Annotated in this window: 23 protein-coding genes, 1 tRNA gene and 4 rRNA genes; 13 read left to right on the forward strand and 15 right to left on the reverse strand. The window is 63.5% G+C overall.

The window, feature by feature from the left end:
- Positions 1–3: 3 nt before the first annotated feature.
- The 4 genes from NATOC_RS08295 to trmB form a co-directional block, all read right to left on the reverse strand.
- Complete coding sequence (locus NATOC_RS08295; protein ID WP_015320986.1) at positions 4–1,044, reverse strand: carbohydrate ABC transporter permease; 1,041 nt, start codon at positions 1,042–1,044, stop codon at positions 4–6.
- On the reverse strand, positions 1,044–2,072 hold the full coding sequence (locus NATOC_RS08300; RefSeq protein ID WP_015320987.1) for a carbohydrate ABC transporter permease: 1,029 nt from the start codon (positions 2,070–2,072) through the stop codon (positions 1,044–1,046). The genes NATOC_RS08295 and NATOC_RS08300 overlap by 1 nt, the downstream gene beginning before the upstream one ends.
- On the reverse strand, positions 2,062–3,516 hold the full coding sequence (locus tag NATOC_RS08305; protein ID WP_015320988.1) for an extracellular solute-binding protein: 1,455 nt from the start codon (positions 3,514–3,516) through the stop codon (positions 2,062–2,064). The genes NATOC_RS08300 and NATOC_RS08305 overlap by 11 nt, the downstream gene beginning before the upstream one ends.
- A gap of 144 nt (positions 3,517–3,660) precedes the next feature.
- Positions 3,661–4,725, reverse strand: coding sequence for an HTH-type sugar sensing transcriptional regulator TrmB (trmB, locus tag NATOC_RS08310; protein ID WP_015320989.1), 1,065 nt, complete (start codon positions 4,723–4,725; stop codon positions 3,661–3,663).
- A gap of 131 nt (positions 4,726–4,856) precedes the next feature.
- On the opposite strand from trmB, the gene NATOC_RS08315 reads away from it, so the two are divergent.
- A complete protein-coding gene (locus tag NATOC_RS08315; protein WP_015320990.1) occupies positions 4,857–5,849 on the forward strand; it encodes a mechanosensitive ion channel family protein in 993 nt (330 codons plus the stop codon).
- 3 nt (positions 5,850–5,852) lie between these two features.
- Here NATOC_RS08315 and NATOC_RS08320 read toward each other — a convergent pair whose 3' ends face one another.
- On the reverse strand, positions 5,853–6,266 hold the full coding sequence (locus tag NATOC_RS08320; protein WP_015320991.1) for a universal stress protein: 414 nt from the start codon (positions 6,264–6,266) through the stop codon (positions 5,853–5,855).
- Positions 6,267–6,402: 136 nt separating this feature from the next.
- Here NATOC_RS08320 and NATOC_RS08325 point away from each other — a divergent pair, with 136 nt between their 5' ends.
- Entirely contained in the window at positions 6,403–6,642 is a 240-nt protein-coding gene (locus NATOC_RS08325; RefSeq protein ID WP_015320992.1) for a DUF5816 domain-containing protein, read from the forward strand.
- Positions 6,643–6,815: 173 nt separating this feature from the next.
- Positions 6,816–7,121 (forward strand): DUF7116 family protein, encoded by a 306-nt coding sequence (locus NATOC_RS08330; protein WP_015320993.1) that lies wholly within the window; start codon positions 6,816–6,818, stop codon positions 7,119–7,121.
- A gap of 10 nt (positions 7,122–7,131) precedes the next feature.
- On the opposite strand, the gene NATOC_RS08335 is transcribed toward NATOC_RS08330, so the two are convergent.
- A complete protein-coding gene (locus NATOC_RS08335; RefSeq protein ID WP_015320994.1) occupies positions 7,132–8,334 on the reverse strand; it encodes a pyridoxal-phosphate-dependent aminotransferase family protein in 1,203 nt (400 codons plus the stop codon).
- A 111-nt stretch (positions 8,335–8,445) separates the two neighbouring features.
- Between NATOC_RS08335 and NATOC_RS08340 the strand changes: the two genes are divergently transcribed.
- Positions 8,446–8,646: a dodecin gene (locus NATOC_RS08340; protein ID WP_015320995.1), complete on the forward strand. Its 201-nt coding sequence runs from the start codon at positions 8,446–8,448 to the stop codon at positions 8,644–8,646.
- On the opposite strand, the gene NATOC_RS08345 is transcribed toward NATOC_RS08340, so the two are convergent.
- The 4 genes from NATOC_RS08345 to NATOC_RS08360 form a co-directional block, all read right to left on the reverse strand.
- Positions 8,647–9,021, reverse strand: coding sequence for a HesB/IscA family protein (locus tag NATOC_RS08345; protein WP_015320996.1), 375 nt, complete (start codon positions 9,019–9,021; stop codon positions 8,647–8,649).
- 110 nt (positions 9,022–9,131) lie between these two features.
- Complete coding sequence (locus NATOC_RS08350; protein ID WP_015320997.1) at positions 9,132–9,347, reverse strand: hypothetical protein; 216 nt, start codon at positions 9,345–9,347, stop codon at positions 9,132–9,134.
- A gap of 109 nt (positions 9,348–9,456) precedes the next feature.
- Complete coding sequence (gene hisD, locus NATOC_RS08355; protein WP_015320998.1) at positions 9,457–10,740, reverse strand: histidinol dehydrogenase; 1,284 nt, start codon at positions 10,738–10,740, stop codon at positions 9,457–9,459.
- 38 nt (positions 10,741–10,778) lie between these two features.
- A complete protein-coding gene (locus NATOC_RS08360) occupies positions 10,779–11,000 on the reverse strand; it encodes a hypothetical protein (protein WP_015320999.1) in 222 nt (73 codons plus the stop codon).
- Positions 11,001–11,680: 680 nt separating this feature from the next.
- Here NATOC_RS08360 and NATOC_RS08365 point away from each other — a divergent pair.
- The 5 genes from NATOC_RS08365 to rrf (NATOC_RS08385) all read left to right on the forward strand — a co-directional run bounded on the left by NATOC_RS08365 (position 11,681) and on the right by rrf (NATOC_RS08385) (position 16,954).
- Positions 11,681–13,151, forward strand: a 16S ribosomal RNA gene (locus NATOC_RS08365).
- A gap of 164 nt (positions 13,152–13,315) precedes the next feature.
- Positions 13,316–13,387 (forward strand) — tRNA-Ala (locus NATOC_RS08370).
- A gap of 225 nt (positions 13,388–13,612) precedes the next feature.
- Positions 13,613–16,536: ribosomal RNA gene (locus NATOC_RS08375) — 23S ribosomal RNA — on the forward strand.
- A gap of 119 nt (positions 16,537–16,655) precedes the next feature.
- A 5S ribosomal RNA gene (rrf, locus tag NATOC_RS08380) occupies positions 16,656–16,777 on the forward strand.
- Between the two features lie 55 nt (positions 16,778–16,832).
- Positions 16,833–16,954, forward strand: a 5S ribosomal RNA gene (rrf, locus tag NATOC_RS08385).
- Together the 16S, 23S and 5S rRNA genes with 1 tRNA gene alongside form the textbook arrangement of a ribosomal RNA operon.
- Before the next feature lie 166 nt (positions 16,955–17,120).
- On the opposite strand, the gene NATOC_RS08390 is transcribed toward rrf (NATOC_RS08385), so the two are convergent.
- Complete coding sequence (locus tag NATOC_RS08390; RefSeq protein ID WP_015321000.1) at positions 17,121–17,420, reverse strand: DUF4242 domain-containing protein; 300 nt, start codon at positions 17,418–17,420, stop codon at positions 17,121–17,123.
- A gap of 152 nt (positions 17,421–17,572) precedes the next feature.
- Between NATOC_RS08390 and NATOC_RS08395 the strand changes: the two genes are divergently transcribed.
- Together NATOC_RS08395 and fer are read left to right on the forward strand one after the other, a co-directional pair.
- A complete protein-coding gene (locus NATOC_RS08395) occupies positions 17,573–19,771 on the forward strand; it encodes a CDC48 family AAA ATPase (protein ID WP_015321001.1) in 2,199 nt (732 codons plus the stop codon).
- Positions 19,772–19,826: 55 nt separating this feature from the next.
- Positions 19,827–20,309 carry a ferredoxin Fer gene (gene fer, locus NATOC_RS08400; RefSeq protein ID WP_015321002.1) on the forward strand — a complete coding sequence of 161 codons (483 nt, stop codon included), beginning with the start codon at positions 19,827–19,829 and terminating at the stop codon, positions 20,307–20,309.
- Between the two features lie 35 nt (positions 20,310–20,344).
- On the opposite strand, the gene NATOC_RS08405 is transcribed toward fer, so the two are convergent.
- Both NATOC_RS08405 and NATOC_RS08410 read right to left on the reverse strand, forming a co-directional pair.
- Complete coding sequence (locus tag NATOC_RS08405; RefSeq protein ID WP_015321003.1) at positions 20,345–20,941, reverse strand: hypothetical protein; 597 nt, start codon at positions 20,939–20,941, stop codon at positions 20,345–20,347.
- Positions 20,942–21,037: 96 nt separating this feature from the next.
- Positions 21,038–21,322 (reverse strand): ArsR/SmtB family transcription factor, encoded by a 285-nt coding sequence (locus NATOC_RS08410; protein WP_015321004.1) that lies wholly within the window; start codon positions 21,320–21,322, stop codon positions 21,038–21,040.
- 93 nt (positions 21,323–21,415) lie between these two features.
- Here NATOC_RS08410 and NATOC_RS08415 point away from each other — a divergent pair, with 93 nt between their 5' ends.
- Positions 21,416–21,718 (forward strand): amphi-Trp domain-containing protein, encoded by a 303-nt coding sequence (locus NATOC_RS08415; RefSeq protein WP_015321005.1) that lies wholly within the window; start codon positions 21,416–21,418, stop codon positions 21,716–21,718.
- A 7-nt stretch (positions 21,719–21,725) separates the two neighbouring features.
- Positions 21,726–22,496: a class I SAM-dependent methyltransferase gene (locus NATOC_RS08420; RefSeq protein WP_015321006.1), complete on the forward strand. Its 771-nt coding sequence runs from the start codon at positions 21,726–21,728 to the stop codon at positions 22,494–22,496.
- Between the two features lie 39 nt (positions 22,497–22,535).
- Here the strand turns inward: NATOC_RS08420 and NATOC_RS08425 are convergent, their stop codons facing one another.
- Both NATOC_RS08425 and NATOC_RS08430 read right to left on the reverse strand, forming a co-directional pair.
- Positions 22,536–24,254 carry a pyrroloquinoline quinone-dependent dehydrogenase gene (locus NATOC_RS08425; RefSeq protein ID WP_015321007.1) on the reverse strand — a complete coding sequence of 573 codons (1,719 nt, stop codon included), beginning with the start codon at positions 24,252–24,254 and terminating at the stop codon, positions 22,536–22,538.
- Positions 24,255–24,260: 6 nt separating this feature from the next.
- A complete protein-coding gene (locus NATOC_RS08430) occupies positions 24,261–25,163 on the reverse strand; it encodes a hypothetical protein (protein WP_015321008.1) in 903 nt (300 codons plus the stop codon).
- Positions 25,164–25,368: the final 205 nt, after the last annotated feature.

Genomic DNA, 25,368 nt, shown 5'->3' on the forward strand with positions numbered 1-25,368 from the left:
AGTTTACTCCTTGAGTGCGCCCGCGGTGAGCCCGCTGACGATCTTCTCCTGGGCCACGATCACCAGGATCGCGACCGGGAGAACACCGATGATACTCGAGGCGGCCATCAGGTTGAACAGAATCTCGTACTGCCCCTGATAGCCCAGAATCCCCTCGAGGATCGGCGCCCAGTTCTCCGGCTGACCGTCGGTCATCAGGAACGAGAAGAAGAACTCGTTGTATACCGCGATGAACGTCAACACGCCGGCGGTCGCGACCCCGGGTGCTGACAGCGGGATGATGACCCGGAACAGCGCGCCCAGGCGGGTCGTCCCCTCGACCCGGGCCGCGTCCTCGAGGCCGTCGGGGATCTGTGCGTAGAAGGTTGTGAGGATGAAGATCGCCAGCGGCATGAAGATCGCCGAGATCGGCATCACCATCGCCCCCGGCGTGTTGTACAGCGTCCCGTCGCTCATGACCGGCTCGAGGACGGAGACCGGCGTGTTGAACAGATCGTTCAGCGGGATGAAAAACGCCGCCGGCGGGAAAAACGAGACGAGCAGGACGAGCAACATCATCGGCGTCTTCCCCGGAAACTCGAGGCGACCGAAGGCGTAGCCAGCGAGGCTGGCGACGACCAGCACCAGCACCGTGGAGGCCGTCGCGATGACGAAGCTGTTGAACATGTACCAGTGGAACGGCAGGGTCTGGAAGACCTCGACGAACGCGCCCGGGTTGAATCCGTTCGGCGTAAAGACGATGTCTTGGAGTTGGCCCTCGGGGGTCAATGCGACCATCAGCAACCAGTAGAAGGGAAACAGCGTCGTAAACAGGAAGAAAATCGCCGCGACGTAGAACATCGCCCTGTAGACGCGCTGGGGGTTCTGGATCGACCGGTCGACCCACCGGGAGAACGGCCCGCGTTCGATCTCGGCGTCCTCGGCGCGGCCAAGTGCCGTGCCGCCGTCCGCGAGTCGGCTTCGTGGACCGCCGTCCGGCCGGTAGCGACCGGATCCATCGCGGTCGGCTCCGTCGTCGGTCGGCTCGTGATCGTTCGGGCTCATCAGTAGAATCCCGCCTCCGTATCCCGGAACAGGACGATGTACACCGAGATGAACAGGCCGATGACCAGCGCCGTCAGGAAGGCCACGGCAGCGGCCGTCCCGAAGATGCGGGTACCGCCGAACATCGCCTCGACGACCATGCAGGTCAGCGACGGAACGGTCGTACAGCCGACGCTCGACTCGATCAGCCCGTACACGCGCATCGCGTCCATCGTTCGGAACAGCATCGCGACCAGCAGCGCCGGCAGGATCAACGGCAGCGTGATCAGTTTGAACCGCTTCCAGGGCGAGGCGCCCGCGACCTTGGCGACGTCGTAGAGGCTCCGATCGACGCTCTGGAGCCCGGCGAGGATCAACAGCGCCATGAACGCCGTCGACTTCCAGATGTCGGCGACCAGCACGATGACGAACGCGTCCTGGCTGTCCGCGAGCGGGTTCGGACCGAACAGGCCGAGCCACTGCATCAGGTCGGTCCCGAAGCCGACCTCCGGCTGGAACAGCAGGAAGAAGATCATCCCCTGGATGACGATCGGGACGGCCCACGGGAGGATGATCGCGACTCTGACCCAGCGCCGGCCGCGGAACTCCTGGTCGAGGATCAGCGCCTGTCCGAAGCCGAAGACCGTCTCGAAGAAGACGCTGATGACCGCGAAGCCGAGGGTGACGAACAGCGCCTGCTGGAGGAGTGGCACGCCGAACTCGACGAACGGGAACGCCCCCGACAGCGACACGTCCATGAACTGCTGGGCCAGCCTGACGTCGCCAGTGAGCACGTCGACGTAGTTCTCGACGCCGACGAAACCACCCAGCGTCTCCCCGCCCCGGGTCCGGTCCTCCTGGAGTGACATGACGAACGTCATGAGCAGCGGGTAGAAGGCGATGAAGGCGAGCAACAGGAACGAGGGGATCAACAGGAGGTAGGCGTAGGCCGCCTCGCTCAGTCCCTCCATCCAGTTGACGACGGCGTTCCCCGTGCGTTCGCGTTCGGGGGTCTCGCCGCCGATCGCCGCGTCGGTATCACTGGACATCCTGTTCACCTACGTCGGCCTCACTGGCCTCGAGTCGGTCCGCCAGGTCGGCCATCGCCTCCTCGGGCGACTTCACGCCCCGATAGGCTGCGTTCACCTCCTGATAGATGTGGGCCGACTGCTCCGGCCAGATGTCGGTTACGGGCCGCGGAACGGCGTTCTCGCCCGCGATCTCGATGGTCTCGGCGTACTCCGCGACGGGACCGATCTCCTCGGGGTCGACGTCCTCGAGCAGTTCGACGATCGGCGGGATCCAGCCCTGGACCTCGAATACCGTAAGCATCACCTCCTCGGTCGCGAACGCCTCCAACACCTGGGTCGCCTCCTCCTGGTTTTCGCTCGCGGGGTTCAGCGTCAGGTGCCAGCCGCCGAGCGCGGCGGCGGTCCCTCCGAGACCGTCGTAGGCGGCCTCGTCCTCCTCGACGCCGTAGGGCATCGGCATCATCCCGACCTGATCGCCCATTCCGTCGTCGTGAGCGATCGCGATCGAGTACGGCCAGTTGCGGTGCATCACGACGTTGCCGCCCGCGAAGGGACCGCGAGCGTCTTCCTCGGTGTACTGGACGATCGCGGTCGGAGCGATCTGTTCGTACCCCTCGAGGGCGTGCTCGTCGTCTTGACCCCGAACGAACGTCCGCATCATCCGGATGGCGTCGAGGACGGGTTCCTCGTCGACCGTGACCTCGCGGCCGCCCGCCTCGAACAGTTCGTCGAGACCGCCGAAGTACGCGCCGCCCCAGGTGCTTATCACCTCGTTGAACGTACAGCAGGCCAACCCCTCGTAGGCGGCCGCCTGCGTAGTGAATCCGAAGTCGACGCCGGAGTCGGCGCGGACGTCGGCCGCGACCTCCGAGAACTCCTGCCAGGACATCGGCTCGGTCCCCCAGTCCTCGGTGTCGTACCCCGCGTCCTCGGCGAGGTCTTCCCGGTACTGCATCGTCCCGAAGTCGGGAAACAGCGGGAGTGCGTGCAACTCGCCCGTCTCAGGGTGGCGAGCGGTTTCGACCGCCGCCTCGAGGTACTCGTTCTCGATCAGGCCGAGCGTCTCGTTCGAGAGCCGATCCTCGAGGTTGACCGTCTGCTCGCGCAGGATAAACGGGATCGTCCACCCGCTGTCCATCATGAAGAGATCCGGCTGGGACCGTTCCGCCTGGAGCGCGGACTGTGCGGCGGATCTGCGCTGTTCGGTCTCGTCCGGTCCGGTGCGGACCGACACGGTGATATCCTCGTCGAGGCCGGCGTCCCAGAGGGCCTGATGTAACTCACCCTCCGGATCCATGATGTCCTGAAAGTCCGTATCGCCGTAGGCGACGACCGCCCCTTCCTCGGCGCCACGACCGAGACACCCCGCTATCCCGCCGGCGCCGACCGCTGAGGCCGCCGCGACGAACGACCGGCGCGAGACCCCAAGGGATGTTGTCCGTTCACATCTGTCTGGCACCATCCCTGTTTGAGACCACTTTCAGAACCTTAATTGTTGGCGTATAAAGGTCACAATGCGGTGAAAATCTCTACAAATAGAGCGTATAATCCGACGATACCGTTACGATCGGAAGTTTTGGATCGCCGAGTGTGTCCCGCGAGGCCGCTACTCCTCCGGCTCGGGGGGTTTGTGCCGACCGATGTGGATCTCGTGGGCCTCGACGTCCTCGAGCGCGGCGACCCGGCCGCCGACGGTTACCTCCGCCCCGTCCTCGTTCTCGAGAGTGATCGCGGCGACCTCCTCGCTGACCTCGAAGGAGACGTCGATGATCTGCCCTCGAACGACCCGCTGGCCGCCGACCTCGACGTCCCGGCCGACGATCGTCGCGTAGAACTCCCCGCCCTCCTCGATAATGTCTTTCACGCAGCGCCGGATCGAGGCGTACTTTCGCGGGTAACTGCGCGGGTCCTCGTCCTCGCCCAGCGTCTCCTCGGCGGTCGTCCAGAGGACGGTGCCGAAAAAGCCCGAGACCAGAAAGCCAAGCGCCGATCGGTTGAAGATGACCCCGTACCGGTCCTTGTCATCCCGCAGCGCGTCCTGTGTCGCGTAAATCGAGTAGTTACCGTCGGCGACGGCGAGCACCGGCGTCGTGATCCCGCGGCGGGCGCGCGTCGTCGTCGCGATCGCGGTGTAGTCGAAGTCGCCCGGCGCGGGCGCCTCCGTGGCCGGCGTCACGATCAGGTCGATACTGACGCCGCGTTCGAGCGCGCCCGCGAGTTCGTCCTCGAAACGGGTGAGCAGATCCGGCGTCAGCGACAGCGAGAGTTCGTATTCGGCGTCGGTGATGATCTCCTCGAGGTATCGAAGGATCGTCGAACGGGATTTCACCAGCGAGACGGCCTCCGTGTCGCGGGCGGGTGCCGTGTAGCGGGCCTCGAGTTCGTCGATCATCTGCTCGAGGGAGTGTTGGACCTCGTCGAAGGCGTCGGCCGGATCGATCGCGACCACCTTCATCGGTCGGGACTCGCGCAGCTCGACCAGCCCCCGATCGCTCAGACTCCGGACGGTGTCGTAGACGCGGGGCTGGGGTATTTCGGTGCGGTCCGCGATTTCGCTCGCGGTCAGCTGTCCCTGCTCGAGGACGGTCAGGTAGGCGTCGATCTCGTACTCGCCGAGGTTAAACCGCTCTCCGACTCGCTCGACGGTCGAGCGAAGCTCGTCTGGTGCCATACTCGGTCGCAGGATTCGAACGGATAAATGATTTATTACAACGCGAGTACTACCGCGTTCGAAAATCGAGTCCACGATCGACGGCGACGCCGGTCAGAACCCTTAACCACGCCGGCCATGACTGTGTTGGCATGCTGGAGGTCGCGCCGATTCCGGAGGAAGAGGAGGTCCTCGAGCGGACCAACGAGGTGCTTCCCGAGACGGTCCCCGGAATCGTCGGTCAGCTCCTCCTCGCTGTGGCCGTCCTCGTCGTCGGCTGGTATCTCTCGAAGCTCGTCGTCCGACTGACGGGCCGGACCGTCGCCCGGCGGATCGAGCGACCCAGCGTCACGCGAACGGTCCTGCGGGGCGTCAGATCCTTCGTTCTCCTGGTGACGCTGATCGTTGTCGCCGGCATCCTCGGCGTCGGCGACACCCAGATCCTCCTCTCGGTGACCGTCATCTCCGCCATCGTCGCGGTCGTGCTCGCGCCGCTGGTCGGTAGCTTCGTCAACGGGCTGTTCGTCCTCGGCGATCGGCCGTACGAGATCGGCGACATGATCGAGATCGTCGACGAGGGCCACACCGGGTTCGTCGAGGACATCACGATCAGGTACACGAAGGTCTTCACCCTTCAGAACACGTTCATCGTGATCCCGAACTCCGAGATCCAGCAGCGGGACGTGATCAACTACTCGGCGGAGGACGAACGAACCCGACTCTCGCTGGAGTTCGAGATCACCTACGAGAGCGACCTCGAGGCTGCGCGCAACCTCGCCGAACGAGGGGCTCGATCCGTCGACGTCGTCATCACCGGCGGGCCGGATATTCGGATCGGAAGCGCGCGCTACGCGGCCGCCCCGCTTTGTAACGTCCGCGAGTACGCCGACAGCGGCATCGTGCTGGAGCTGTACTTCTGGGTGCAACACCCATACAAGCAGTCCGTCGCTCGGTCGGCGGTCCGAACGGCGATCCGTGAGCGGTTCGTCGACGCGGACGTCGAGTTCGCGTACCCACATCGACACCACGTCTTCGACGGCGACAGCGGCACCGCGAGGGTGGCCGTCGACGGCTCCCGGTCGGCGCGTCCGGACGCCGATCCGCCTATCGACGCGGACGGCAACGGCGTCGATCCCGATGGGTAGCCGTCACTTCGCCGGCGCGCCCTCGACGGTGATGACCTCGCAGTCGAGGTGTTCCCGAAGGTAGTCGTCGATGTCCGGATTGTTGGTAAACCGACGGAACAGTCGGCGCAGTCGGCTCGCCTGTTTGGTCCCGATGACGACGGCGTCGGCGTCCTCGGCAGCGACCTCGTCGAGAATGCTCTCCTCGACGAGAAACCCCGTCCGGACGACGTACCGTGCGTTCTCGATCCGGCCGAATGCCGACTCGACGGCCTCCTTGAGGTCGATACGGGTGACTTTCTTCCCGTTCTGGTAGAGATCGACGTGCAGGACCGTCAGCGCGGCGTCGCGCTCTCGGGCGACCTCGATCGCCCGCTCGAGGGTCCGCTTTGAGTGTTTCGTGAGGGGGTATCGGACGGGGACCACAACCAGCGTCATCAACGAGAGAAACGATATCCGCCCGGGTAAACCTTTCAGTTGGGACAGTTCCAATTGTGAACTAATCACGTGGCAGAAACACCCACTCACGGATCGGAGAGACAGTCCTTTACTCCGAGCGCTACTACCGACGAGTATGGAAACGAGGTCGACCGCCGACGGCGACACCGTCTACGTCTCGAAGACGGACGGCGACAGGGGCTCGAAGGGGCCGTTTCTGATCGCCTACGAGTCGCCCGAGGCACAGCGACGGTACGGCTGGTTCTGTACCAACTGCGAGAGCTTCGACAACGCGATGGATTCGATGGGACGGATCCAGTGTAACCGATGTGGGAACTTCCGCAAGCCCACAGAGTGGGACGCCGCTCACGAGTAACCCGAGACCGCCCCAATCACGGATTACTGTCACCGGTACCGACGGTTGGTTTGCACTCGTTGTCCGATCCCCGAAATCCGTTCAGGGTTGTTCTCTTTCGATACGGATGTGTATGCCAGACCAAGGTTTATGAGGGTAGATATCGTACTATGTGTTGAATGGGACCTGTTAACATGCGTCTCGTCGAACAGGCCAAGTCGATTTTCGCCGAGCTCGGGTACACAGTCGAAGGTACCGGCCCCGTGTTCCGCGCCGAACGAAAGTGGAAGGTCGTCCACGTCAACCCCGTCCTCGAACCCGAGGAGCTTCCGTCGGCCACCGGTCAGTTCCACTGTTTCGTCGCCCGTCCGGACGACGCCGACGTGCTCGAACGAGAACTCGAACGGACAAACCCGAACTACGAGTGGGCTATTATCGTCGTCGATGGCGACGACTATCAGGTCGAACGCGTCCCGCCGGGACCGCGCGCCTCCGCCTGACTCGCTCTCCTCACTCCAGTGTGTTCCGTGCCGCCGTCACGCCCGCACCGGGATCGACGTCGGCACCCATCGATTCGAGGACGTCCCCCAGTGCCGTCACCGTGTAGATGACGTTTTGCGGCCGCGCCGAGTACCCCATACAGCCGATCCGGAAGATCTCGCCGTCCAGATCGCCGAGCCCGCTTGCGACCTCGAGATCGTAGCGCTCGAGCAGCTCCGCACAGACCGCGCCGTCGTCGACGTCCTCGGGGACCCGGACGGCGTTCAGGCTCGGTAGCCAGTACTCTTCGGGGGCGTTCATCTCCAGTCCCATCCCCTCGACGCCGGCTTTCAACGCCCCGGCTAACCGCTCGTGGCGCTCCCAGCGTTGCTCGATCCCCTCCTCGGCGACGAGCCGCAGCGCTTCCCGGAGCGCGTAAACGTTCGTGACGGGTGCGGTGTGGTGGTACGCGCGCTCGTCGCCCCAGTACCCCTCCAGCAGGGAGAGATCGAGATACCAGGATCGGGGCTCGTCCTCGCGGCCGAGTACCTTCTCCATCGCGGTATCCGACAGCGTCAGCGGGCTCGCGCCGGGCGGACAGGAGAGACACTTCTGGGGCCCCGAGTAAGCGACGTCGATCCCCCATTCGTCGACCCGAAGCTCCACGCCGCCCAGCGAGGTGACGGTGTCGGCGATCACCAGGGCGTCGTGGTCGTGGGCCGCCGCGGTGAGTTCGGGGACGTCGGGCTGGAGGACGCCCGTGCTCGTCTCGGCGTGGACGAACCCGAAGACGTCCGGATCGTGCTCGGCGAGCGCGTCGGCGACGTCGTTGGGATCCAGCGGTTCGCCCCACGGCGCCGATACCTCGGCGACCTCGCCGCCGGCACGGCGGGCCATCGAGGCCATCCGTCCGCCGAAGTAGCCGTTGGTCGGCACCAACATCGTGTCGCCGGGCTCGACGACGTTGCCGATCGCAGCCTCCATCGCGGCCGATCCGGTACCCGAAACGGGGAGCGTCCACTGGTTGTCGGTCCGGAACGTGTACCGCAACAGCTCCTGGACCTCGTTCATGATCTCGACGAACGAGGGGTCGAGGTGACCGACCAGCGGCGTGCTCATCGCCCGCAGTACGCGAGAGTGGACGTCGCTGGGACCCGGCCCCATCAGCGTTCGATCCGGCGGCGTCAGTTCGCCGATCTCGGTGACGTCGATCGAATTGTCGGACTCACTCATATGTCGTACTGGCGTGGGGGGTCCCAAAAGCGTTGCCGGACCGATCGCACCCCGAATCTTGCTATTCCCGACCATACATTGAATATCCGAACCGACGTACCTCCACGGGCGATGGTATTCAAAAAGATCACGCTGATCGGCACGAGCACGGAGAGCTTCGACGACGCCGCTGACGAGGCGATCGACCGCGCGGAGAACACGCTCCAGAACGTCTACTGGGTCGAAGTCGACGAACTCGGCGTCGAGATCGCAAGCGCCGAAAACCGCGAGTATCAGGCCGAAGTAACCGTCGCGTTCGAACTCGAGGAGTAGCTACGTCCGGAACGACTCGCCACAGCCACACTCGCTGACGACGTTCGGGTTCTCGACGTGGAACCCTTCGGCCTGCAGCCCGGTCTCGTAGTCGAGGACGCTTCCCTCGATGTACTTCAGACTCGCCGGATCGACGAACACCCGTAGCTCGTGGTGTTCGTAGATCGTGTCGTCCTCGTCGGGTGCGTCGTCGAATCGCATTCCGTACGACAGCCCCGCACAGCCACCCTGCTGGACGAACAGCCGAAGCCCGGCCTCGTTGTCGTCGAGCCCCTCGCTCTCGAGCAGTGAGAGCGCCTGGTCTGCTGCCGACTCGGTCACTTCGATCTCGGGACGCGCGTCCGCGGTTGCGCCGTCCACGCTGTCGGTGCTCATACTCACTCTTTCCCGCGCGACGGTGTTAACATTGACGCTACAATCGGTCCCGGCCGCAGTCGAACCGCACGGCTCCTGGCTCCGTCGGCAGTCGTCGATACCCCGTCCCGCTATACGCGCGAGCGCTGCTGAACCGACCGATAGTACGTCCCGAACAGCCGTTCGTCGTTCGCCGAGAGCTCGACGTCGTTCTCCGCGAGTAGCTCGATCATCCGTTCGAGCTCACACTCGTACCACATCGAGAGTAGCCGAGCGTTCTTCTGTGCGTAGTCGTAGTTTCGTTCGAGGACGCGTGCATCGGTCGGATCGACCTGACACGGCTCCATCTCCTCTGGTACTGTGTCCCGCAGCTACGTAAAACCAATTATAGATTGGTGACGTGTAACGCGGCTCCCTACCGAGAGTAGGGACGGAATACAGTCGGCGACTCGCCGTTCAGTCCCGGTTCAGCCGCCGTCGAACGCTTTCGGCGTGGGCATCGAGCCCCTCCGCGTCGGCAAGGGTCGTAATCGTCTCCCCGAGGTCGGCCAACCCCTCCGAAGAGAGCCGCTGGACGGTCGTCGATCGCAGGAACGTCTCGACCGAGAGCCCGCCGGTGACACGCGCGCCACCGTTTGTCGGCAGGACGTGGTTCGTCCCGCTCGCGTAGTCGCCCGCCGCGACCGGCGTCTCCGGACCGAGGAAGACACTGCCGGCACTGTCGATCCGCTCGAGGAGCGACTCGTCGTCAGCGGCGAGAATCGAGAGGTGCTCGGGTGCGTACGACTCGGTAAAGAGGATCGCCTCGCTCATCGAGCGGGCGAGCAACACGCCGCTGGCGTCGTTCGCGAGCGCCTCGCGGATCACGTCCTCGCGCTCGCGAGCGCTCGCCTGCTCGTCGACGGCGTCGACGATGTCCGCTGCGGTCGTCGCGTCGTCGGTAACTGCCACCACCGAGGCGTTCGGATCGTGCTCGGCCTGGGCGACGAGCTCCGCCGCGACGAGCTCCGGCTCGGCGGTCTCGTCGGCAAGGACGACGACCTCGCTTGGCCCGGCGAGGAAGTCGATCTCAACGTCACCCCGAACCTCGGCCTTGGCCGCTGTCACCCACTTGTTCCCGGGACCGACGATCTTCTGGACCCTAGTGATCGTCTCGGTTCCGTACGCCAGTCCCGCGACCGCCTGGGCGCCGCCGACGCTGAACACCTCGTCCGCGCCCGCAACGTCGATCGCCGCCAGCGTCGCTGGATTCAGTTCCTCGGCGGGCGGTGTCACGACGGCGACGTGGTCGACCCCCGCGACGACCGCGGGCACGACGCCCATGATCGCACTCGAGGGATAGGCCGCCGAGCCGCCGGGCACGTAGACACCGACGCGCTCGAGGGGGCGAAAGCGTCGCCCGAGCTCCCGGCCGTCGCCGAACGACTCGCGCCAGTCTTCGGGCAGCTGGGCCTCGTGGAACTCCCGGACGTTCGCCACGGCGGCCTCGATGGCCTCGAGCAGGTCGTCGTCGACGTCCTCGACGGCCCGCTCGCAGTCGTCGGTGATTTCGAGGTTCCCGACCTCGACACCGTCGAACTCGCTCGTGAACTCTCGGACCGCGACGTCGCCCTCCTCGTGAACCCGGTCGACGATCTCCCGAACGTCTCCCCTGACCCCTTCGATACCGGCGTCGCGTTCGAAGTAGGCGACCCGGTCGTCCGGTCCGAGGTCGGCGAGCTCCCGCATCTCGACTGTCATACTCCGTTCTTGGCGTGGCGGTCGAAAAACCGTTTTCATCACGACTCCGCGTCCTCGATCCGCCAGAGTCCGACGGCGTCGAGGGTCGCCCTGACGAACAGATAAACCAACAGCGCGAACCCGACGACGGCCAGCGGCGCCTGAAGCAGGTCCGCGACGCCGCGGCCGAATAGCAGCTGGCTGAAGCCCCGAACAAAAAAGCTCGCCACAACGAGCCCGATCGCGACCAGCGCGAGTTTGACGAAGCCAGAGCGATCCATACGCGATCGTACTGCCTAGCTCCGCTAAATCGTATCGGTCGGCGCCGGTGCCGTCGGTTTCAGCAGCGGACCTCTTCGACACCGAACTGCCGTCCGTCTACCGAATCCGAGTCCTCGGGCGGCCCCTCCTTTGCCGTCGACTCGACCGTCCATCGATTCCTGTGATTCGCCCTCCCGAGACCCACTAACACGCCTCACGCTCCGACCGAGACGACGGCCTTATGTATGGACCGGGTCCTCGTCATTAATGCGAACGACGTGGCGCACTCGTCACGTCCCCTTCGGCCGATTTCGGCGCGAAGGCAGGTGCTCCATCCGACGTCCTCATCGGTCAACCGATCTCCGTACTCGTGGGCCGCGGTCGATCCGACGGCCTTAAGTACATACGAGGATTCGGATGGAACGCAATCGAGAACCCGACAGCGCCGTTCTGCGGCCCCGTCGGTTCGGGCGATTTGGCTTCGAAGGGGTTAAGTACCCCTCGACGCTTATGAATACGTCCGAAGGAAATGAGGATCCTACCCCTGCGGTCCGCCGTACAGATGGGATCTGATGTGAGCCTTGGTAGTTCGGTGACGCCCGATCGGTCTGCGATCGCGGCCGATCCGAACGTGGACCCATTCAAGTGAGTGTGATTCGATTCATACTCCGCCAACCTCCCCCACTTTGGGGGAAAGAGCACTCCGGTTGATCCTGCCGGAGGCCATTGCTATTGGAGTCCGATTTAGCCATGCTAGTTGCACGAGTTCAGACTCGTAGCAGATAGCTCAGTAACACGTGGCCAAACTACCCTCTGGAGGGGACCAACCTCGGGAAACTGAGGCTAATTCCCCATACCGCTCGACGCCTGGAACTGGCGCGAGCCCGAAACGCTCCGGCGCCAGAGGATGTGGCTGCGGCCGATTAGGTAGACGGTGGGGTAACGGCCCACCGTGCCAGTAATCGGTACGGGTTGTGAGAGCAAGAGCCCGGAGACGGTATCTGAGACAAGATACCGGGCCCTACGGGGCGCAGCAGGCGCGAACCTTTACACTGCACGCCAGTGCGATAAGGGGACTCCAAGTGCGAGGGCATAGAGCCCTCGCTTTTCTGCACCGTAAGGTGGTGCAGGAACAAGTGCTGGGCAAGACCGGTGCCAGCCGCCGCGGTAATACCGGCAGCACGAGTGATGGCCGCTCTTATTGGGCCTAAAGCGTCCGTAGCTGGCCAGGCAAGTCCATCGGGAAATCTCCCCGCCTAACGGGGAGGCGTCCGGTGGAAACTGCCTGGCTTGGGACCGGAAGATCCAGAGGGTACGTCCGGGGTAGGAGTGAAATCCCGTAATCCTGGACGGACCGCCGGTGGCGAAAGCGCTCTGGAAAGACGGATCCGACGGTGAGGGACGAAAGCTCGGGTCACGAACCGGATTAGATACCCGGGTAGTCCGAGCTGTAAACGATGTCTGCTAGGTGTGCCACAGGCTACGAGCCTGTGGTGTGCCGCAGGGAAGCCGTGAAGCAGACCGCCTGGGAAGTACGTCCGCAAGGATGAAACTTAAAGGAATTGGCGGGGGAGCACTACAACCGGAGGAGCCTGCGGTTTAATTGGACTCAACGCCGGACATCTCACCAGCATCGACAGTAGGAGTGACGGTCAGTGTGATGAGCTTACCAGACCTACTGAGAGGAGGTGCATGGCCGCCGTCAGCTCGTACCGTGAGGCGTCCTGTTAAGTCAGGCAACGAGCGAGACCCGCACTCCTAATTGCCAGCAACACCCTTGTGGTGGTTGGGTACATTAGGAGGACTGCCAGTGCCAAACTGGAGGAAGGAACGGGCAACGGTAGGTCAGTATGCCCCGAATGTGCTGGGCAACACGCGGGCTACAATGGTCGAGACAGTGGGATGCAACCCCGAAAGGGGGCGCTAATCTCCGAAACTCGATCGTAGTTCGGATTGCGGACTGAAACTCGTCCGCATGAAGCTGGATTCGGTAGTAATCGCCGTTCAGAAGACGGCGGTGAATACGTCCCTGCTCCTTGCACACACCGCCCGTCAAAGCACCCGAGTGAGGTCCGGATGAGGCCCCTTCTGGGGGTCGAATCTGGGCTTCGCAAGGGGGCTTAAGTCGTAACAAGGTAGCCGTAGGGGAATCTGCGGCTGGATCACCTCCACAGACCGGGACCACCCCGACGGGGTGGCCCACCAAACTCGTGGCGCGTTGCGCCACGCAGTCCACGTTCGGTTCGCGCCCATCACGGGCCGACCGGGCACCCTTGAACTACCGAGGCTCACACTATCTACGCTCTCTACGGGCCACATCCGGCCTGTAGAGAGTGGGCCCATAGCTCAGTGGGAGAGTGCCTCCTTTGCAAGGAGGATGCCCAGGGTTCGAATCCCTGTGGGTCCATGATTGCGGAAGCGATCGAAGATCGTGTCCCTTAAGTGGGGCAGGAACTTTCGATCAAATCCGCAGACGAAACCGATGCACCAGCCCGCGCAAGTGTGGCTGGGAAGGGTTAATGCAGGCCGGCCGTCTACCGGCGTGCAGATGAGACCGTGTGTACGTGTAGTCCAGGCGTCCACTGGACCCGTTCCCGGGTCACTACACGGTTGCTTTGCAACCCTGATCCGACGAACGTGGCTACTGTGCCAGCTGGTGGATCGCTCGGCTTGAGAGCTGAAGACGGACGTGCCAAGCTGCGATAAGCCCAAGGGACCCGCACGGAGGGGAAGAACTTGGGATCTCCGAATGGGAATCCCCTCGCAATTGCTTCGCGCAATGGGGAACGCCGGGAATTGAAACATCTTAGTACCGGCAGGAAAAGAAAACGCAACGTGATATCGTTAGTACTGGCGAAGGAACGCGACACCAGTCCAAACCGAAGCCCCTACGGGCAATGTGGTGTTCGGACTGACGATCACTTCCCGACACTCGACACGAAGTCTCCTGGAACGGAGCACGAAACAGGGTGACAGTCCCGTACTGTCGAGCAGTAAGGAACGAGTCAGCTCCAGAGTATCGGGGGTTGGATATCCCTCGAGAATCTCGCAGGCATCGACTGCGAAGACTAAACACTCCTCAAGACCGATAGCGAACAAGTAGCGTGAGCGAACGCTGAAAAGCACCCCGAGAAGGGAGGTGCAATAGGGCGTGAAATCAGTTGGCGATCGAGCGACGGGGCTTAGAAGGTCCTCTGCAAAACGAACGTAGCGCGAGCTACAAGTAGGACGCAGCGGAAGCCGAAGTTCCGTCGTACGTTTTGAAAAACGAACCAGGGAGTGTGCCTGTTTGACGAGTCTAACCTGATCATCAGGGAAGGCGTAGGGAAACCGACAGGGCCGCAGCGCTTTGCGTGAGGGCCGCCGTGTTCAAGCGCGGGGAGTCAAACGGGCACGACCCGAAACCGGATGATCTAGACGTGGGCAAGATGAAGCGTGCCGAAAGGCACGTGGAAGTCTGTTAGAGTTGGTGTCCTACAATACCCTCTCGTGACCTACGTCTAGGGGTGAAAGGCCCATCGAATCCGGACACAGCTGGTTCCGACCGAAAGATGTCGAAGCATCACCTCCGCCGAGATAGTTCGTGAGGTAGAGCGACGGATTGGGGGACCGCACTCCGAGAGGAGTGCGCCCCCCTGTCCAACTCCAAACTTACGAACGTCGTCGACGCGGGGAGATCGGTGCGCGGGGTAAGCCTGTGTACCGTAAGGGAGACAACCCAGCGCCGGGTTAAGGTCCCCAAGTGTGGATTAAGTGCGATCGAAGGTGGTCTCAAGCCCTAGACAGCCGGGAGGTGAGCTTAGAAGCAGCTACCCTCTAAGAAAAGCGTAACAGCTTACCGGCCGAGGTTTGAGGCGCCCAAAATGATCGGGGCTCAAATCCACCACCGAGACCTGGCCGCGCCCCCCACTAGGGGCGATCGCGTAGGTCGGCGTTCTGTTCGGGTGGAGGCACGGTCGAGAGATCGTGTGGACCGTTCAGTAACGATAATCCTGGTCATAGTAGCAGCGTTAGTCGGGTTGAACCCCCGACGGCCGAACGAGTAAGGGTTCCTCAGCAATGCTGATCAGCTGAGGGTTAGTCGGTCCTAAGTCTCACCGTAACTCGAACGAGACAACAGGGAAACAGGTTAATATTCCTGTACCAGTGTGAACTCAAAGCTGACGCTTTGGGGCCGCCGCTGCCGGGCCTTCGCCCGGTCGAACAGTCGAAATTCGTGGAAGCCGTAATGGCACGAAGCGAACGAATGACTGGATAGCGCAAGAGCGGTCAACCCAGAGCCCGTGAAAAGGCGATCACACTGTCCGTACCGAGATCCGACACAGGTACTCATGGCGGCGAAAGCCAAGGTCTGTCGGGAGTAACCGACGTTAGGGAATTCGGCAAGTTAGTCCCGTACCTTCGGAAGAAGGGATGCCTGCCCCGCAAGTGGGGCAGGTCGCAGTGACTCGGGCGCTCCGACTGTCTAGTAACAACATAGGTGACCGCAAATCCGCAAGGACTCGTACGGTCACTGAATCCTGCCCAGTGCGGGTATCTGAACACCCCTTACAAGGGGACGAAGGACCCGTTAACGGCGGGGGTAACTATGACCCTCTTAAGGTAGCGTAGTACCTTGCCGCTTCAGTAGCGGCTTGCATGAATGGATCAACGAGAGCGCCACTGTCCCAACGTTGGGCCCGGTGAACTGTACGTTCCAGTGCGGAGTCTGGAGACCCCCAAGGGGAAGCGAAGACCCTATAGAGCTTTACTGCAGGCTGTCACTGAGACGTGGTCGCCATTGTGCAGCATAGGTAGGAGGCGTTACACAGGTAGCCGCGCTAGCGGCCCACCGAGCCAGCATTGAAATACTACCCGATGGTGACTGCGACTCTCACTCCTGGCGGAGGACACTGGTAGCCGGGCAGTTTGACTGGGGCGGTACGCGCTTGAAAAGATATCGAGCGCGCCCCAAGGTTTCCTCACCCGCGTCGGAGACGCGGGAAAGAGCGCAAGAGCAAACGGAAGCCTGACAGTGTCCGGCACAACGACGGACGCTGACGCGAAAGCGTGGTCTAGCGAACCAATCATCCTGCTTGATGCGGGAGATTGCTGACAAAAAAGCTACCTTAGGGATAACAGAGTCGTCACTCGCAAGAGCACATATCGACCGAGTGGCTTGCTACCTCGATGTCGGTTCCCTCCATCCTGCCCGTGCAGAAGCGGGCAAGGGTGAGGTTGTTCGCCTATTAAAGGAGGTCGTGAGCTGGGTTTAGACCGTCGTGAGACAGGTCGGCTGCTATCTATTGGGGGTGTAATGGTTCCTGACGGGAACGTTCGTATAGTACGAGAGGAACTACGAATGGGTGCCACTGGTGTACCGGCTGTTCGAAAGAGCACGTGCCGGGCAGCCACGCACCACGGGGTAAGAGCTGAACGCATCTAAGCTCGAAACCCACCTGGAAAAGAGGAACCGTCGAGATCGCTCGTAGAAGACGAGTTCGATAGACTCGGGGTGTACGCGCCAAGGCAACGAGGCGTTGAGCCCGCGAGCACTAACTGATCGAGCCACACATTCATATTCGCATTCGGATCACAGTGCCCGGAAACGGGTCCGGACGCAAACTGGACTACACGTACATTACGGTCGTTGACCGATTAGGGTTTGACGACGGTTCGACTCCGTCGATCGGCATTACGGCGGCCACAGCGGCGAGGTGCCTCCCGTACCCATCCCGAACACGGAAGATAAGCTCGCCTGCGTTTCGGTCAGTACTGGAGTGGGAGACCCTCTGGGAAATCCGATTCGCCGCCACCACTCATATCGACGACCGACAGTGGTCTTGCGGCGGTTCGATTCCGCCGGTCGGCATTACAGCGGCCATAGCGGCGAGGTGCCTCCCGTACCCATCCCGAACACGGAAGATAAGCTCGCCTGCGTTTCGGTCAGTACTGGAGTGGGAGACCCTCTGGGAAATCCGATTCGCCGCTTCCACTCATACTTTCGTTCTTCGATAGTCACTACACCGCCGTCTGTGCAGTAACACGACTTCGAGGACGCGGTACCGCGATCGGAACGGCCGACACGCGCCGGGTTCGAATACTGCGAGCGAGCGCTTGCTCGATGGGTCGAACGAAACGTGGGTCAGCGGTGCCGCCGGCTACTCGCCTTCGAGGGGTGTTCCACGGCGGTCGATCCGTGTGGCCGGAAGCCCCGCCCGATCGGCGTGCTCCCGGATCGCCGCCGTATCCTCGGCCTGGTAGTGGCAGTACGTGCCGGTAATTTGTCCTTCGTCGTTCGTCAGTACCTCCGATTCGACCCAGCGGATGCCGACGCCCTCGTCGCGCAACGCCTCGAGGACGTCGCCCGACTGTTCGGCGGCGGCTTCGAGGTCGGCTTCGCTGATCGGATCGTCGAGCGCACGGAGGATGAGGTAGTCCTCCAGATCGTCGTTCGTCATGGTCCATGTTACCCCTCAACGTCATCTGGGATAAACGTTCGTCGTCGCCGACTGTCTCGAGCGCTGCCGGGTCACGCGGTGTTCGGAACGCCGCCGCGATCCAAACGTTCTTGCACTCGTGCGTGACACGGTACCAAAAGACGAGACTAGCAATGAAACTCACCGTCAAGCCGCTCGTTTCGAACCGGTCGGAACGGTCCGTCGCCGCCCTCGAGCGAGAGACGATAGCTGAGCTTGGTATCGAGTCCGGCGAGTACGTTTCTCTCGAGGGACCAACGGGCGAATCGGCCGTCGTCGAGGTGACGTCGCGACCGACCGAGGACGTCGACGACCGGACGATCCGTCTCGAGGACGCGCTCGCGGATCGCCTCGGCGTCGAGGTCGGGGGGACCGTCCGCGCGGAACCGGTCGACGTTCGGTCCGCCGAGCGAGTCGAGGTCGCGCTCCCCGAGGACGTCTCCTCGAAGGCAGCCCTCGAGTTCGCACAGCGGGACACATTGGTCGGCCGAGTGCTTTCGGACGCGGAGACGGTGACGGTGTCGCTGGCCGCCGAGTCGGGCGCCGGGAGCCGGAGTGTCCCGATCGAGGTCGTCGACCTCGAGCCGACGCCTCCGGTCGTCGTCGAGGACTGGACGTCGGTCGTGCTCTCGCCGGAGGCGGCGTCGATCGACGACACGGAGCGCGATCAACCGACGCCTGCCGTGACGTACGACGACGTCGGCGGTCTCGCCGAGGAACTCGACCGGGTGCGGGAGGTCGTCGAGCTGCCGATGCGGTATCCGGACGTCTTCGATCGGCTCGGGATCGAGCCGCCGAAGGGCGTCTTACTGTACGGTCCGCCGGGAACCGGGAAGACGCTCATCGCCCGCGCGATGGCCAACGAGGTCGGGGCACACTTTCAGACGCTTCGGGGACCGGAGATCGTCTCGAAGTACTACGGCGAGAGCGAGGAACGGCTCCGGGAGGTGTTCGCGGAGGCCGAGGAGAACGCGCCGGCAATCGTCTTCGTCGACGAGATCGACGCGATCGCGCCGAAACGAGAGGACGTCGGCGACGCCGAGCGTCGGATCGTCGCCCAGCTGTTGTCCCTGCTCGACGGCGGCGACAGCCGGGGCCAGGTCGTCGTGATGGGGACGACGAACCGGGTCGATTCGGTCGATCCGGCCCTGCGTCGTCCCGGACGGTTCGACCGGGAGATCGAGATCGGCGTGCCGGACGCGGACGAACGGGCGGAGATCCTCGACATCCACGCGGCCGACGTCTCCCTGAGCGAGGACGTCGACCTCGAGCGCTACGCCGAGCGAACCCACGGGTTCGTCGGGGCGGATCTCGAGAACCTGATCAGGGAGAGCGCGATGTGTGCGCTGCGACGGCTGCGCGAGGACTCGCCCGGTGGACGATCCGAGCTCTCGATCGACGGCCCGATCGAGATCGGCGAGCCGGACGTCGAAGCGGCGCTTCGCGAGATCGAACCCTCGGCGATGCGCGAGGTGTTCGTCGAGGTTCCGGACGCGGGCTGGACGGATATCGGCGGGCTCGAGGACGCGAAACGGACGCTCCGGGAGGCCATCCAGTGGCCCCTCGAGTACGCCGACGCTTTCGATCGGGTGTCGCTGCGGCCGGCGACGGGCGTCCTGCTGTACGGGCCCCCAGGGACCGGGAAGACGTTGCTGGCGCGGGCCGTCGCAAACGAGGCCCAGTCGAACTTCATCTCGATCAAGGGTCCCGAACTCGTCGACAAGTACGTCGGCGAGTCCGAACGCGGGATCCGGAACGTCTTCAGCAAGGCTCGAGAGAACGCACCGACCGTGCTCGTCTTCGACGAGATCGACGCCATCGCCGGCACTCGCAACGAGTCGGGCGAGACGGCCGTCGGGGAACGGGTCGTCTCGCAGCTGTTGACCGAACTCGACGGGCTCGAGGACCTCGAGGACGTCGTCGTCCTCGCGACGACGAACCGTCCTGACCGGATCGACGACGCGTTACTCCGGGCCGGGCGGTTCGAACGACACGTCCGCGTCGGAGAGCCAGACCGTGGGGCTAGACGGGAGATCTTCGAGGTCCACCTCCGCGATCGTCCGCTCGCTGACGACGTCGACCTCGAGACGCTCGCGGAACGGACCGAGGGCACAGTCGGCGCCGCCATCGAGGGGATCTGTCGAACGGCGGCGATGAACGCCGTCCGCGACTACGTCGAGGACGCGCCGAACGCGGGCTCGCCGCCAGATCTCGAGACGCTCGTCCTGACTGCCGAGCACTTCGAGCGGGCACTCGAACGGACGGACGGGGAGTCGGCCGACGAGTTCGGTCGGTCGGCGGACGGGTTCGACGCGCTCCTCGACGGCGAGTGAACCGCTCGAGCTGGTGACCACGGATGCTAAGTAGGAGCACGGCTAGTGGTTGTGTATGTCACCCAACCTTCCCCACGTCCGGCTCGGCGAGGACGCCGCGGAACGGGGCGACAGCGAGGCCGACGAGGGTCCCGTCCGAACCGTCGAGTACCTCGACTACGAGGTCCTGAGCGAGCGGGGGTGGGATATCGAGGACGACGACCTCTTCGAGAAAGCGGCCGAAGCCGACCTCGACGACACCGATCACGGTCGGATCGAGGTCACCGGCCGGCGGTACATCCTCGACGCCGCCGAGGATCAGGGGTTCGAGTGGCCCTACGAGTGTCGGGCCGCGTCGTGTGCCAACTGTGCCGGGATCGTCTACGAGGGCGACGTCGAGATGGATATGGATCTCATCCTCACCGAGGAGGAAGTCGAGGAACGACAGATTACTCTCACCTGCCAGTCGATCCCGAAAAGCGACGAGGTAAAACTCGTCTACAACGCGATGTATCTCGACTACCTGCAGGATCGCGTCATCGGCGTCCGAGAGGTGTAGCCCCTCCTGGCGGAATCAGGAGAGCGCCGTTCCGATCAGGACTCGAGGTTCTCGATGGCGTCCTCAAGTCGCTGGGAGGGCGACTGCTCGGTGACGATCTGTTCTTGCTGGTAGGCGCGGATCGGTTCGGTGTCGATGTCGACGTCGGCGTCGGCCAGCGCGTCCAGTGCCGTCGCGAGGACGACGGTCTGGAACTCGAGGCGGGATTCGAGGTTGTTGACCTGCTCGAGGGCCCGTTCGGAGAGTTCGGTCAGCGACTGGGAGAACTCCGAGAGGTTCGCCTCGGCCTGGTCGAGTCGTCGCTCGCCGAGACTGATCGTCGCGAAGTTCTCGAGTTCGTCGATGTCGTCGGACAACTGCTCGAGGTCGTCCTCGAGCGTCTCGAGTCGATCATCGACGACGCGCTCGACCTGCTGGTCGATCGTCCCTCCTGCCTCCGCTTCGGTTCCGGGGTTCGACTCGGACGCGCGCGCTCGCGGACCGCTCGCGCCTTCCGGGCCGCTTTGGGCGTCGCTCTCCTCGATCGGTTCGTCCGCCGGAACGGCGCCGTTTTCGTTCGCACACGTCAGTACGTGGCTCTTGTACGGGCCCGGTGCCGGATACTCCTCGCCGCAGTGGGCACACTCTGGCATACGGGCACAATCAACACAGTTGTGTAAATACCTTTAGCAAATGTTTCATCTATAGGCGGTTGAAAAGAATGCTAGCGGGAGACCGGCCTCGACCCGTCAGTCCGACCCGTCGGACTGGTCGGTCGCCTGCAGGATGAAGGCTCGCTCCGGCGGGGGCGCGGCGTACAGTTCGACGTCGTTAACGAGTCGGTAGTACTTCCGGTTCCCGCGCCGGTAGTGATCGACGAGCCCCGCCTCCTCGAGGACCGAGAGGTGATGCACCGCCGACTTTCCGTTCATTCCGACAGCTTCGGCGAGTTCGGACACGTACTTCGGCTCCCGAGAGAGCTCCCGGATGATCTTCAGCCGTCGAGCGTTTCCCAGCGCCTCGAGCAGCGTCATGAACTACCGTACACACACCTGATAGTTGAGTGTTACCGTCTACCCAACAGTTGTCACGCACATTTATGTATCGATGACGTGGTATTCGATACCATGACGAACAACGTCGAGTTTCCCGACGACGAGCGACCCGACCGCAGGGTCATCACGGATGGGTTCTTCGAGCAGGAGATCTACCTCTCGCGGACCGAAACGGCGAGTTTCCTCCGGGAGATCGCCGACGCCCTCGAGGACGACGCGTCGCTGACGATCTCGGGAAGTAGCTGGGAGATCCCCTTCGAGTACCGCGAACCCATCGAGGTCGAGATCGAGTTCTCCGGCCAGCGTACGTCGGAGCTCGAGATCGAACTCGAGTTCGAGCAGGCCAGAGACGGGAGTGACCTCCGCGTCGAGTGACCGACGCGTGATCGGACCGCGATACTACTTCGGGATCTACCACTGGCGGCGGCGGCTCCGTTCGATCGCGACCGCGGCGGTCGTGATCGTGGCTGCGGCCGTCGCCGGACGCCGAACGCGATCCCGCAGCCGTCGGCTCGTCGCGGCCGCGGTCGGGGTGGTCGCGGCCGTCCGTATCGGGCGGACGCTCCGCCGACTGGGATCGCCGCCCCCGTGGGCCCTCGAGCGCGCGAAGTACGACGCGCTCGCGAGCCGGCTCCCGTTCGATCGGGCACAGCGAGTTCTCGACGTCGGCTGCGGGACGGGTCGGTCGCTCGTGGGGCTGGCACCCCACGTTCCCGACGGCGTCGCGGTGCTCGGCCTCGACGTCTTCGACGACCGCGTCATCCACGGCAACGGACCGCAGCTGGCACGTCGAAACGCCGCCCGCGCCGGACTCGACGCCGAGCCGGTCGCTGCGGACGCGGCGACGCTCCCGCTCGAGACCGATTCGGTCGACGTCGCGACCGCGTGTCGGGTTCTCCACGATCTGCCGGCCGAGGACGCCGCGGCCGCGCTCGCCGAGCTCCGGCGGGTCTGTGGTCCCGAAGGGACCGTCGGCGTCCTCGAGTTACCGCTCGTCCCCGACGATGTCGAGGACGATCCGGACCCGGAGTCGTACTGGTCGGATCGGATCGTCGAGGCCGGGTTCGAGATCGAGGCGCTCGAGCGCCTCGAACTGGCTGGGCGAGCGGAGCCGTACATCGTCGTCGTGGCGCGGCCGAACACTGATCGCTAAGCGGTCGACAAACCGAAAAAACCGACTGCAGCGAGGTCGCTACTCAGACAGCGAGAAGACCGCCAGACGGGTGTCACGGCCGCCGGCGCCGCGCCGGAGCCAGCCGCTGCCGCCGACCTGGATCGCGACGTACTGCTTCTCGGTCTCGGGGTCGTACCAGCTCATCGGGCTGCCGGCGATCGACGCCTCGCCGAGGTCGTACTCCCAAAGCCGGTCGCCGCTCTCGCCGTCGTAGGCGATGAAGTCGCCGTTCTGGGTGCCGGTGAAGACGACGCCGGTCTCGGTCGTCACCATGCCGCCCCAGATGTAGGCGTCGCTCTCGATCCAGTCGCGCCAGACCCGCTCGCCCGTTTCGGGGTTGATCGCGACGATGGCGCTGATCTTCCCGTTGTACTCGTCGGGGACGGCTTCGGTCTCGTCCTCTAAGATTCCGCCCCAGTACTTCTTGCCTTCCTCGTACTCCTCGAAGCGCCACCAGGCTTCCTGGGGCGAGTTGTTCATCTTCGTGTACATGAGTCCGGTTTCGGGGTTGTAGGCTGGCGGCTGCCAGTCGTTGCCCCCCATCGCGCCGGGCATGAACGGCATCCGGCGTCCCTCGTCGATGTGCGGGATCATCCGGTACATGTTCAGCTGCTGGACGCCGGGCTCGCTGCGCTCGATGAGCTCGCCTGTCTCGGTGTCCATCGTGTAGAGCCAGGCAGTCTTGCCGGCGGAGACGACGACGTCTTTGGTCGTGTTTCGGTGTTCGATCTCCATGTCCCGGATGAGGACTCGCGGCGCAGCCGAGTCGTAGTCCCAGACGTCGTGAGCGACTTCCTGGTGAGTCCACAGTCGCTCGCCGGTGTCCATATCGAGCGCGAGCGTTCCGCAGCTGTTTCGGTTCGGTCCCGGTCGGACGGAGCCGTCGAAGTCCGGCCCGGGGTTGCCGATCGGGAGGTAGAGCCGGCGCTGTTCGACGTCGACCGTCGCGTTCATCCAGTTGGTTGCACAGGACTGGTTGATGCTGTCGCCGACCCACTCGGTCTCGGGTGAGGTCCAAGTGTGCCACAGCTCGTCGCCGGTTTCGGCGTCCAGCGCCTTGTGGAACCCGCGAACGCCGTACTCGCCGCCCGCGCTGCCGGTGAAGATCATCCCGTCGTACGCGATCGGCGCCCAGGTCGCCGAGTACCCTTCCTCGTGGTCCGCCGTCGAGGTGTGCCAGACTTCCTCGCCGGTGTACCGGTCGAGCGCGACGACCCCGGAGTCCAACGTCGTCATAAAGACCTTGTCGCCGTAGGCAGCGACGCCGCGGTTGTTGTCGTCACAACAGAGAACGACGTCCGAGGGCACGGCATACGTATAGCTCCAGAGGATATCGCCCTCGCGAGCGTCGATGGCCTTGACGTGGTTCGGCCCGTTGGACTGATACATGATCGGCGGGTCGCCCGGAACGATCAGCGGCGTCCCCTCCATGCTCGAGCCGGCACCGACGTCGAGGATGTACTCGACCTCGAGGTCGGCGACGTTGTCGGGCGTGATGACGTCGGCGGTCGTACGACGGTGTTGTTCGTAGTTCCCGCCGTAGGTGAGCCAGGCCTCCGGATTATCGCCGGACTCCTGGATCATCTCGTTGGTGACGTCGAACTCCTCGATCCGATCGACGTCGTGTTGGTGCGTGACCGATTTGTCGGGCGATCCCAGTACGCGGAACCCCTGGTCAGTCTCTCTAACAACCGTATCCTTTGCGGCCTGTACGGCCCTGTCTTCTTCGAGTGACATGTATGATTACCTCGCTTCTGATGGTGCGCGCATCTCTTCAGTGATCCAGAACACGTTCTTGCAGATCTCTTCCTGGTTGACGATCGTGATCGCTGCTCCGGCCGTGATTGCGGCGGTGAGCTGCGAGTCGGTCAGCCCCTCCTCGCGACCGATCTCGAGGGCTGCCTGCGCCAGCAGGTAGAACCCGCCCAGCAGCGCCTTGACGTCCCAGGAGGCGTCGTCGAGTATCTCGTCGGTGACGAGGACGCGGTTCTGCCAGAGGTGGACGTCCAGCGAGTCGATCCACAACAGTGTGCCGCCCGCGGCCCGCTGGTGGAGCGGCGGGACGTGTTCGACGCCGAACTCGACGTCGGCGGGAATCTCCTTCGTCGGAACCCACCGGGCGAGCCGATCGTTGTTGTTCGTGACGTCCATGACGAGCGCGATCCGCTCCTGCTCGTCGAATCCGAGCGCCTCGAGTTCGGCCGTCAGCTCGTCCGAGCCAATCAGTTCGTGGGCCGTCCCCTCGATGTGTTCGGGCGTGAACCGCGGCAGGTTCGCCTCCAGGCTCTCGAAGAAATCGATCTCGAGGAGGTGTTCGTAGATCTCCCAGCCGGGATCGGCGAGCTCGCGGTACAGCGACTCCGGTTCGCGATCGCCTTCCGGGATCCCCCGTTCTCGAACTTCCGGAAGGCGCTCGAACTGGTCCGAGAGCTCCTCGAGCTGTTCGTCGAGTAACTCAGTGTCTACCTTTCCGGAGAGATCGCTCCGGATCGCCTCACCCATCGAGGCGAACTCGGGGTCTTCCTCCCGCTTTACTTCCTCCCGGAGCCGTTCGATGGTCAGCCGGTCGCCATCCACAACCTGCTCGACGTCGAACGTTCGGGCGAGTTGCCGTTGTGCCTCGTCGGTGATCTGTGCCGTCGTCATACCTCGTACTCCCAGTGATACCTGTCGTGTCCCTTGGTTTCAACTACCATGCAGTGTGTGTAGCCAACCTACACGATCTTAGACCTTATTATAATAAATATATAATTAACGGGTGGAATTATGTGTCTTGGACTGTCGCTGTCGTCTTTTCGATAACACAGCTGGTTTCGATACCGTTACCCTCCTCGCTCCTGTCCCGTGGAAC

This window comes from Natronococcus occultus SP4 (genome assembly GCF_000328685.1).
GTDB lineage: Archaea > Halobacteriota > Halobacteria > Halobacteriales > Natrialbaceae > Natronococcus > Natronococcus occultus.

What these genes read in the sequence shown, in the direction of transcription:
- NATOC_RS08295 (WP_015320986.1), bottom strand. Translation starts at nt 1,044, where the DNA reads ATGAGCCCGAACGATCACGAGCCGACCGACGACGGAGCCGACCGCGAT.
- NATOC_RS08300 (WP_015320987.1), bottom strand. Translation starts at nt 2,072, where the DNA reads ATGTCCAGTGATACCGACGCGGCGATCGGCGGCGAGACCCCCGAACGC.
- NATOC_RS08305 (WP_015320988.1), bottom strand. Translation starts at nt 3,516, where the DNA reads ATGGTGCCAGACAGATGTGAACGGACAACATCCCTTGGGGTCTCGCGC.
- trmB (WP_015320989.1), bottom strand. Translation starts at nt 4,725, where the DNA reads ATGGCACCAGACGAGCTTCGCTCGACCGTCGAGCGAGTCGGAGAGCGG.
- NATOC_RS08315 (WP_015320990.1), top strand. Translation starts at nt 4,857, where the DNA reads ATGCTGGAGGTCGCGCCGATTCCGGAGGAAGAGGAGGTCCTCGAGCGG.
- NATOC_RS08320 (WP_015320991.1), bottom strand. Translation starts at nt 6,266, where the DNA reads ATGACGCTGGTTGTGGTCCCCGTCCGATACCCCCTCACGAAACACTCA.
- NATOC_RS08325 (WP_015320992.1), top strand. Translation starts at nt 6,403, where the DNA reads ATGGAAACGAGGTCGACCGCCGACGGCGACACCGTCTACGTCTCGAAG.
- NATOC_RS08330 (WP_015320993.1), top strand. Translation starts at nt 6,816, where the DNA reads ATGCGTCTCGTCGAACAGGCCAAGTCGATTTTCGCCGAGCTCGGGTAC.
- NATOC_RS08335 (WP_015320994.1), bottom strand. Translation starts at nt 8,334, where the DNA reads ATGAGTGAGTCCGACAATTCGATCGACGTCACCGAGATCGGCGAACTG.
- NATOC_RS08340 (WP_015320995.1), top strand. Translation starts at nt 8,446, where the DNA reads ATGGTATTCAAAAAGATCACGCTGATCGGCACGAGCACGGAGAGCTTC.
- NATOC_RS08345 (WP_015320996.1), bottom strand. Translation starts at nt 9,021, where the DNA reads ATGAGCACCGACAGCGTGGACGGCGCAACCGCGGACGCGCGTCCCGAG.
- NATOC_RS08350 (WP_015320997.1), bottom strand. Translation starts at nt 9,347, where the DNA reads ATGGAGCCGTGTCAGGTCGATCCGACCGATGCACGCGTCCTCGAACGA.
- hisD (WP_015320998.1), bottom strand. Translation starts at nt 10,740, where the DNA reads ATGACAGTCGAGATGCGGGAGCTCGCCGACCTCGGACCGGACGACCGG.
- NATOC_RS08360 (WP_015320999.1), bottom strand. Translation starts at nt 11,000, where the DNA reads ATGGATCGCTCTGGCTTCGTCAAACTCGCGCTGGTCGCGATCGGGCTC.
- NATOC_RS08390 (WP_015321000.1), bottom strand. Translation starts at nt 17,420, where the DNA reads ATGACGAACGACGATCTGGAGGACTACCTCATCCTCCGTGCGCTCGAC.
- NATOC_RS08395 (WP_015321001.1), top strand. Translation starts at nt 17,573, where the DNA reads ATGAAACTCACCGTCAAGCCGCTCGTTTCGAACCGGTCGGAACGGTCC.
- fer (WP_015321002.1), top strand. Translation starts at nt 19,827, where the DNA reads ATGTCACCCAACCTTCCCCACGTCCGGCTCGGCGAGGACGCCGCGGAA.
- NATOC_RS08405 (WP_015321003.1), bottom strand. Translation starts at nt 20,941, where the DNA reads ATGCCAGAGTGTGCCCACTGCGGCGAGGAGTATCCGGCACCGGGCCCG.
- NATOC_RS08410 (WP_015321004.1), bottom strand. Translation starts at nt 21,322, where the DNA reads ATGACGCTGCTCGAGGCGCTGGGAAACGCTCGACGGCTGAAGATCATC.
- NATOC_RS08415 (WP_015321005.1), top strand. Translation starts at nt 21,416, where the DNA reads ATGACGAACAACGTCGAGTTTCCCGACGACGAGCGACCCGACCGCAGG.
- NATOC_RS08425 (WP_015321007.1), bottom strand. Translation starts at nt 24,254, where the DNA reads ATGTCACTCGAAGAAGACAGGGCCGTACAGGCCGCAAAGGATACGGTT.
- NATOC_RS08430 (WP_015321008.1), bottom strand. Translation starts at nt 25,163, where the DNA reads ATGACGACGGCACAGATCACCGACGAGGCACAACGGCAACTCGCCCGA.